Raw genomic sequence first — 532 nt, forward strand, 5'->3', positions numbered from 1 at the left:
AGTTACTGCTGTAGAAATTCGCCCACCATCTAAAGGATGAATAGGGAGTAAATTAATTAAATTTAAATAAAATGCTGCATAGGCAACCGAAACAATGACAGGAGAATTGGTATATACGCCCAAACCAAAAGCGGCAACGCCACCAACAGTCCCCAGAATAGGACCACCTATGCCAATAAACGCTTCTGTTGCTGCATCGGTAGGATTCTTTTTCATTGTCATCAGTGCTCCAAGAAAAGGAATAAAGACTGGCGCTGACACTGGAAGCCCCTTCATCTTGGCAGCGAAAACATGACCGAGTTCATGTATGAGAATCATCAGAACAATGCCGATCGCAAAGGGCAACGGAGCGAGATAGGCATAGGCCCAAACTGTAATGAACATTGAGATGATGGCTCCGCCAGCTTTACCAAGCTTTAGTAAGCCTAAAAGCAGCTTCCCTTGTGATAATAGAACAGCTATAAAACCGCCAATGGCTAGTGGTGACTTTTTACCTGCTGGTTTCTTCTTCTCTTCCAACCTAAGATCACCC

Annotated in this window: 1 protein-coding gene; it reads right to left on the reverse strand. The window is 44.2% G+C overall.

The window, feature by feature from the left end:
- Positions 1-519: site-2 protease family protein (locus tag ACXJJ8_RS15465; RefSeq protein WP_499031878.1), on the reverse strand; the 519-nt coding region annotated here is incomplete at its 3' end.
- Positions 520-532 lie beyond the last annotated feature (13 nt).

Source organism: Lysobacter sp. P5_C4 (assembly GCF_054049695.1).